Source organism: Curtobacterium flaccumfaciens (assembly GCF_018598405.1).
GTDB lineage: Bacteria > Actinomycetota > Actinomycetes > Actinomycetales > Microbacteriaceae > Curtobacterium > Curtobacterium aurantiacum.
Genome location: NZ_JAHEWS010000051.1, coordinates 1 through 7,745 on the forward strand (window position 1 = coordinate 1; position 7,745 = coordinate 7,745).

Below are 7,745 nucleotides of genomic sequence, written 5' to 3' on the forward strand. Positions count from 1 at the left end.
AGGCGACGGTTCGTGACACCTCGGCGACGCGCACGCGGCAGGTCGCGACCGCTCTGGGACAGCCGGGAGGCCCGTCCCAGCCGCGCAGACACGCCCGGCCCGGTTCGCCGCGGGTCCACGACATGCCGCTCACCTCCGCCGAGAAGTCACCAACTGTCGGCCGGCAGCGTCGGAGGCGACGGTTCGTGACACCTCGGCGACGCGCACGCGGCAGGTCGCGACCGCTCTGGGACAGCCGGGAGGCCCGTCCAGCCGCGCAGACACGCCCGGCCCGGTTCGCCGGGGGTCCACGACATGCCGCTCACGTCCGCCGAGAGGTCACCAACTGTCGGCCGGCGGCGTCGCAAGCGACGGTTCGTGACACCTCGGCGACGCGCACGCGGCGGTTCGCGGGATCTCGGACAGCTGGGAGGCCCGCACCAGCCCCGGCGGACACGCCCGGCTCCGGCTCGCCGGGGATCCACGACATGCCGCTCACGTCCGCCCAGTGGTCGCCAACTGTCGGCCGGCGGCGTCGCAAGCGACAGTTCGCGACACCTCGGCGACACGCACGCGGCAGGTCGTGAGATCTCAGCCCGGGCCGGGCGCGAGCGAGGGAGCGGGAAGCGGGAAGCGCGGGTCAGGAAGCGCGAGAAGCCCGACGAGCGGCGAGCTCGTCGGAGGGGTCAGCTGCGGCGGTGGCGTCGAGCTCGACCAGGGAGCTCTCGACCTCGCGCAGGACCTTGCCGACCGCGATGCCGAAGACGCCCTGGCCGCGGGACACGAGGTCGATGACCTCGTCGTCGGAGGTGCACAGGTACACCGAGGCGCCGTCGGACATCAGCGTGGTCTGGGCCAGGTCGGAGACGCCGGACTCACGGAGCTGGTTGACGGCGGTGCGGATCTGCTGCAGCGAGATGCCGGTGTCGAGCAAGCGCTTCACGAGCTTGAGCACGAGGATGTCGCGGAAGCCGTACAGGCGCTGCGACCCGGAGCCGGCGGCCCCGCGGATCGTCGGCTGCACGAGTTCGGTGCGGGCCCAGTAGTCGAGCTGACGGTACGAGATGCCGGCTGCCCGTGCGGCGACGGTGCCGCGGTAACCGTTCTGCTCGTCGTGCTCGGGCAGACCATCGGTGAAGAGCAGCCCGAGGTCGTACCGGGTCACATCAGACTCGGTGCCAGGGGTGTCGTTCCCACTCATGAGCTTGCCTTCCACGACGATCGAGCTCCCACCCGAAGCTTCAACGACGGGTTGAGAGTTGTTCCGAGGTCCACGGTAGCGACTCCGACCGCTCCCGCGCGGGACATCCGACCCGGCGCGTCCGGCGTGTCGAGGATACGCCCCGACCCCTGACACACAAGCCCTGTCGGAGCGCCCGATGGTGTCATGCGTCGAGACGTCCGATGGCCTGGCGGATGAGGTTCGAGCGGATGATCTCCAGGTGTCCGGCGATCTCACGCGCGAGCTCGGTGGCCTTCGCCCTCGACGTGGCATCACCCCGTCGGGAAACCGGCATGAGGGCGGATTCGATGAGACCGACCTCGCGCTCGGCGGTGCTGCGCAGCGTGCGGAGGTGCCGCGGCTCGATGCCGGTTCGCTGCAGTTCGACCAGGGCCTTCAGCACGGAGACGCCGTCGTCGCCGTAGGTGTCAGTTGCCGGGAGCAGCGAAGCGGACACCGCGTCGGCGAGGAGCATCGGCGAGGCGCCCGCGGCCCGGACGGTTTCGTCACGGGTGTAGCGGCGCTCTCGGCCCAGGATCGACGGCTTCGGCGCGTCCCCGCCACCCGGCAGGACGGGTTCGCGCCCGGCGTCGAGGTCGACCAGGTAGTCCTTGATGACCTTGAGCGGCAGGTAGTGGTCGCGCTGCAGCCCGAGGATCACGCGGAGTCGCTCGACGTCGGCAGCGGAGAACTTGCGGTACCCGCTCGCCGTGCGGATCGGCGTGACGAGCTCGCGCTCTTCGAGGAACCGCAGCTTGGAGCTCGACAGGTCCGGGAACTCGGGCTTGAGGCGAGCGAGGACCTGCCCGATCGTGAGCAGGTCCGGTGCCGCGGACCCCGCCCGGGCCGCAGCGGACCGTGCGGCCACTACGCGTTCGCCAGGCGCGCCAGGTCGACCCGAGATGCGTAGAACGTCAGGCGGAACTTGCCGACCTGGACCTCGGCCCCGTCGGTGAGTAGTGCTTCGTCGATGCGGACACCGTCGAAGTACGTGCCGTTCAGGGAGCCGTTGTCCTTGACGCTGAAGCTCGTGCCGTGGCGCAGGAACTGCGCGTGCTTGCGCGACACGGTGACGTCGTCGAGGAAGATGTCGGCGTCGGGGTGACGACCGGCCGTCGTGACGTCGGAGTCGAGCAGGAACCGGGCCCCCACGTTGGGACCACGACGGACCACGAGCAACGCCGACCCGGAGGGCAGCGCGTTGACGGCTTCACGTTCTTCGGTCGAGACACCGGACTCGGCGGTGAGCGCCGCTCCCATGTCCATGCTGAAGGTCAGCGTGGTGTCGACCAGCCGCTGCTCCGGGGTCTTCTGACCGCCCGGCTGCGGGACCACTGGATCTGGCATCGGTGGACCTCCTCCTCTTGGCCCACCAGCGTATCGGAAACGAACCCCCGAGCGGCAGCCCTGATCTGGGACTGTGGAGCGACTTCCGCGATCCGCGAACGCACGAGCGGCCACAGCGTCACCTGCGACCCTGCGTCACCGACCCCGCGCGAGCAACCAGAGCAGGTACGGCGCCCCCACGACGCCCGTCACCACGCCCACCGGCAGCGCGGTGCCGGGGAAGGCGAACTGTGCCAGCAGATCGCTGCCGAGCGTGATCGCGGCACCGACGGCAGCGGCCGGCGCGAGTGCCACCCGTCCGCCGCCGACCAGGCGTCGCGCGATCGGCGCGGCCATCAGCGCCACGAAGGAGACGGGCCCGGCGGTCGCGACGGCTGCGGCGGTCAGGCACACGGCGGTGAGGAGCAGGAGCACCTTCGCTCGGTCCGGCCGGAGTCCGAGCGCGGCGGCGACCTCGTCCCCCAGGCTCAGCACCTGCAGACGGGCGGACTGCAGCAGCGCGAGCAGGCCGAGCACGACGAACGCGACGCCGAGCACCCCGACCAGGTCGCGGTCGACGGCGTTCAGGCTGCCGGAGAGCCAGAGCAGCGCGGTGCCGGCCTGGGTGACGGTGCCGCTCGTGAGCATCCAGCCCGTGATGCTCAGGCATATCGCCGCGACGCCGATGCCGACGAGGATCACCCGGTTGCCGCTGATCCCCCGTCGCCAGGCGAGCCCGGCGATGACGATCGAGACCACCACGGCGCCGACGAGCACGACGGAGAAGAGGGTGCCGCCGCTGGCACCGAACAGCACGATGGCGGTGAGTCCGGCGGCGCTCGCTCCCGAGGTGATCCCGATCACGTCCGGGCTCGCGATCGGGTTCCGCACGACGCTCTGCACGATCGCCCCGGCGACACCGAGGCTGGCACCGACGAGCACGGCACCGAACACCCGCGGCCCGCGGAGTTGCCCGATGACGAAGTCCGAGATCCGGTCCCCCTGGCCGAACAGGGCGGCGAGCACCTGACCCGGTGTGAGCGGGATCGAGCCCGCACCGAGCCCGACCAGGACGAGCACCACGATGACGACGACCACGGCGACGAGCACCGCGAACTCACGACGCAGGCCGGCCGAGCGGCGCAGGCCGGCCAAGCGGCGCAGGCCGGCCAAGCGGCGCAGACCGCCAGACCGGGGGCGCCCGCCGGACCGCGGGCGGCCGGAGCCGAACAACCGCCTCACAGTCCCCGCACCGCCCTCGACCGCACGAGCGCGATGAACACCGGTGCCCCGATGAGCGCCGTGACGATGCCGACCTGCAGCTCCCCCGGGTACGCCACGACGCGGCCGATGACGTCGGCGACGAGCAGGAGTGCGGGGGCGACGATCGCCGACAGCAGGATGGTCCAGCGGTGGTCGGGGCCACTCAGCCGACGGACGGCGTGCGGCACCGCGAGCCCGACGAAGGCGATCGGCCCGGCGGCGGCCACCGCGGACCCGGCGAGCAGCACCGCGACCAGACCGCCCACGGCGCGGACGAGCACGACCCGCTGCCCGAGCGACGCCGCGAGCTCGTCGCCGAGCGCGAGGGTGTTGAGCGACCGGCCGAGGGCGAACGCGATCACCAGGCCGACGAGCACCGGGACCGTGATCACGCCCGCGGTGCCGAGGTCCTTGCCTGCGAGGGCACCGACCTGCCAGAAGCGCAGCTGGTCGAGGAGGCTCTGGTCGGTCACGAGCACCGCGGTGGTGACCGACGCCAGCGCCGCGGCGACCACGGCTCCGGCGAGCGCGAGTCCGACGGGTGAGAGACCGCGACGGGCGACCGCGGCGATCCCGTACACGAGCAGGGCGGCGAGGGCGGCCCCGACGAACGCGAAGGGCAGGTAGGCGGCCGTGCCGCTCACGCCGAAGAGCGCGATGCCGGCGACCACTGCGAGGGTGGCGCCGGAGTTGATGCCGAGCACGCTCGGGTCGGCGAGCGGGTTCCGCGTGACGCCCTGCATCACCGCTCCGGCGACACCGAGCGCGGCGCCGGCGAGCAGCCCGACGACGGTGCGGGGCACACGGTTGCCGAGCACGATGAGCCCGACCTCGTCGTTCCGGCCGGGGTGCAGCACGGTGTCGAGGACGGTGCCGAGCGGGATCGGCCGCGAGCCGTACGCGATCGACAGCGCACAGGCCACGGCGAGGACGACGACCGCCAGCACGGTCGCACCGACGAGTCGGGGGACGGAGCTGGGAGCCGGGGGCGTGGGCGTCGACGGAGGCATGGAAGTAAGGCCACCCTAACGCCGGAGCCCCACTCGGCGTCCCCCGAGCAAGCCCGGAGCGTGCGCAGGGTTCGCTCATAGGCTCGTCATGGGGAAGCGCTCTGTACTGGTCTCCATCGACGCCCGACCGGGCCGTCGAGGGACGACCGGAGAGCACCGATGAACGAGACCCCGAACCCCGCAGCCGCCGACCACGACGAGGACGGCACCCCCGCCGCGCAGCAGCAGGCTCCCGGGACGCACTGGGAGGCGCCGCACGCTGACCCGGCCTCCCTGCGCCCGGCCTACGCGTTCGACGGCTCCGGTCCCTACCTCTACGGTCCGGACGGTTCCGGCCCCTACGCCTACACGCCGGACGGCCGCGGCCCCTACCTGATCGGCAGCCCCGCCCTCGCCGGCGCGAACCACGCCTGGGCGTCCTCGGCGGCGACCGCGAACCACCCCGGCACCGCGTACCACCTCGGCACCGCCACCCACCCCGGCACCGCGAAGCGCCCGCGCAGGCTCGGCCTGATGATCGGCTCCGGCATCGCCGCGCTCGCCATCGTCGGTGCGGCCGGTGGCACCGCCCTCGGCCTGTCCTCGCAGGGAACGACCACGACGTCGAGCCAGTCGCAGGGCACCACCACGCTGCCCGACACCGGATCCGGCACCGACGGGACCGGCGGCACCGGCAGCAGCGACGGCACGAACGGCTTCACGGTGCCCGGCGACGGCACCGGGAGCGGCAGCGACACCGGCACCGGCACCGGCACCGGCACGACCCAGTCCCCCGCCACCGCAGCGACGGCCGCCGACAAGAAGGGCGTCGTGACCATCAACACCGTCCTGAACTACGACGAGTCGTCGCAGGCGGCCGGCACCGGCATGGTCCTGACCTCCGACGGCACGATCCTGACGAACAACCACGTGATCCAGGGCGCGACGAGCATCACCGTCACCGACGAGACCACCGGCAAGGAGTACAAGGCCGACGTGGTCGGGGCCGATGCCACCAACGACGTCGCCGTCCTGAAGCTCGAGGACGCCTCGGGGCTGTCCACCGTCACGCTCGACGACGACGGCGAGCCGAGCACCGGCGACACCGTGAAGGACGTCGGCAACGCCGAGGGCACCGGCAACCTCGTCGCCGCGGAGGGCACGGTCACCGCGACGGACCAGGACATCCAGGTGCAGAGCGAGTCCGGCACCGGCACCGAGTCCCTGACCGGCCTGATCGAGATCTCGGCGGACATCGTCTCCGGTGACTCCGGCGGACCGGTGCTGGACAGCGAGGGCGAGGTCGTCGGCATGGCCACGGCAGCGTCCTCCGGCACGGCCGACGTCACCGGCTACGCCATCCCGATCACCACCGCGAAGACGATCGCCGAGAAGATCCTCGCCGGGGAGTCGTCGAGCACGATCACCATCGGGCTGCCCGCGTTCCTCGGGGTCCAGGTCAGCAACACCACCGGCACCACGGGCGGCGTCCCCGTCGCCGGCACCGTCGAGGGCTCCGGCGCCGCGAGCGCCGGCCTGGCCGCCGGGGACACGATCACGAGCATCGACGGCACGGCGGTCACGAGCTCGGACCAGCTGACCGAGGTCGTCCAGTCGCACTCGGTGGGAGACAAGGTGAGCGTCCGCTACACCGACAGCACCGGCGCCGCCAAGACCGTCACCGTCACCCTGACCGCCGGCCCCGCCGCGTAGCAGGAGAACCCAGGCGCGCTCAGCCGAGCAGCGCCCGCACCACCGACCGGTACACGTTCGCCGGGGAGTCCGTCCGGAAGGCGGTCTCCCCGGCCTTCGTCGTCCCCACGCGGGCGAATCCGAGCCCCTCGGCCCGCACGATCGTGATCGGCTTCGGCTTGCCCGGGCGACGCAGGTACGAGACGGTCCAGGGCGCGGCCCAGAACCGCGCGAGGCGCGGATCGGCCTCGGCGAGGGCCTCGGGCAGGTCCGGTGCGTCGGGACCGCCGGCCAGCTTGCGGCCGACCAGGTGCCCTGGGAGCGACCCCGTGCGGAACGGGAAGGTCCACGTCGGACCGATGCCGAGCCTCCCGGCCATCAGCGCGACCACCCGGTCCGGCGTGACGGAGGCGACCACGGCGCCCGCCGCGCCGGTTCCGTCGACGACGGTCTGCGACCAGGCCTGGAGGCGCGACTCGCCCCCGTCGGGCAGGTGCTGTTCCAGCGTGACCGGCTGGGCATCGCCCTGCCAGGGCTCGAGGAGGGTCTGGGTCGACTCCGGCAGGGTGCCGAGACGGCCGACGAGGCCCGCCTCGATGAGTTCGCGGCCCGCCACGGTGCGGAGGAGCGTGGGGTTCCATCGTCGTCCGGCGAGGCTCTGCAGGGTGCCGATCGCGTCCGCGCTGAGCCGGGGCCCGTCGAGCGTCGATGCCGGAGCGGGAGCGGGCAGGGGTTCGAGGTCGCGCTCGGGGCGGACCGGGACCGACTCGGTGGCGCGGACGCTCTCGAGGACAGCGAGCACGAGGTCGTCGGTCTCGAGCAGCCGGGCGAGCGGTCGTTCGATCGTCAGGTCGACGCGGTGCCGACCGGTGACGAAGAGCAGGTGGGTGCCGGCGACGTCGCCGTGCTCGTCGGGGCGGACGTACTCGACCAGCCGGGCCGGGGCGCCGGCGGCCGTCCAGGGGTCGCAGCCGACGAGCAGCAGGCCTTCGACGGAGCCGGGAAGCCGTTCGAGCAGGCCGGTGTTCTCGTCGCCGATCGCGCGGTCGCTGGGGCGGGATCGGACGGTGAGGACGACGTCGTCGCCGGTGACGCGCAGGTCCGCCTGGGCCGAGTCCTCGCGGCGCCAGGAGTCCGGGCGGCGGAGGGTGAGGCGGGCGGTGCGGTCCTCGGTGCCGAGCGGGACGGGGACTGCCATGGGATGAGCGTATGTCGGGAGCGGGGCGCGGGGGCGTGCGGCTCGCCGGGGTGCGCGGGGCCGGGCGGGTGGGCGC

7 protein-coding genes are annotated in these 7,745 nt (G+C 72.9%); 1 reads left to right on the plus strand and 6 read right to left on the minus strand.

Annotated features, from left to right (window positions below):
* Nucleotides 1-619 precede the first annotated feature (619 nt).
* The 5 genes from KK097_RS17580 to KK097_RS17600 all read right to left on the minus strand — a co-directional run bounded on the left by KK097_RS17580 (nucleotide 620) and on the right by KK097_RS17600 (nucleotide 4,800).
* On the minus strand, nucleotides 620-1,180 hold the full coding sequence (locus KK097_RS17580) for a MerR family transcriptional regulator (protein ID WP_027465231.1): 561 nt from the start codon (nucleotides 1,178-1,180) through the stop codon (nucleotides 620-622).
* A 184-nt stretch (nucleotides 1,181-1,364) separates the two neighbouring features.
* Entirely contained in the window at nucleotides 1,365-2,069 is a 705-nt protein-coding gene (ftsR, locus tag KK097_RS17585) for a transcriptional regulator FtsR (protein WP_214530795.1), read from the minus strand.
* Nucleotides 2,069-2,548: an FHA domain-containing protein gene (locus KK097_RS17590; protein ID WP_051596676.1), complete on the minus strand. Its 480-nt coding sequence runs from the start codon at nucleotides 2,546-2,548 to the stop codon at nucleotides 2,069-2,071. Before KK097_RS17590 ends, ftsR begins: the two co-directional genes overlap by 1 nt.
* A gap of 135 nt (nucleotides 2,549-2,683) precedes the next feature.
* Nucleotides 2,684-3,682, minus strand: a complete 999-nt coding sequence (locus tag KK097_RS17595) for a FecCD family ABC transporter permease (RefSeq protein WP_214545607.1) — start codon at nucleotides 3,680-3,682, stop codon at nucleotides 2,684-2,686.
* Between the two features lie 83 nt (nucleotides 3,683-3,765).
* A complete protein-coding gene (locus tag KK097_RS17600) occupies nucleotides 3,766-4,800 on the minus strand; it encodes a FecCD family ABC transporter permease (protein WP_214530791.1) in 1,035 nt (344 codons plus the stop codon).
* A gap of 159 nt (nucleotides 4,801-4,959) precedes the next feature.
* Here KK097_RS17600 and KK097_RS17605 point away from each other — a divergent pair, with 159 nt between their 5' ends.
* Nucleotides 4,960-6,492 carry a trypsin-like peptidase domain-containing protein gene (locus tag KK097_RS17605; protein WP_250896903.1) on the plus strand — a complete coding sequence of 511 codons (1,533 nt, stop codon included), beginning with the start codon at nucleotides 4,960-4,962 and terminating at the stop codon, nucleotides 6,490-6,492.
* Between the two features lie 19 nt (nucleotides 6,493-6,511).
* On the opposite strand, the gene KK097_RS17610 is transcribed toward KK097_RS17605, so the two are convergent.
* The gene (locus tag KK097_RS17610; RefSeq protein WP_214545608.1) at nucleotides 6,512-7,669 is read right to left on the minus strand and encodes a hypothetical protein; all 1,158 of its coding nucleotides are present in this window, start codon (nucleotides 7,667-7,669) and stop codon (nucleotides 6,512-6,514) included.
* Between the last annotated feature and the right edge of the window lie 76 nt (nucleotides 7,670-7,745).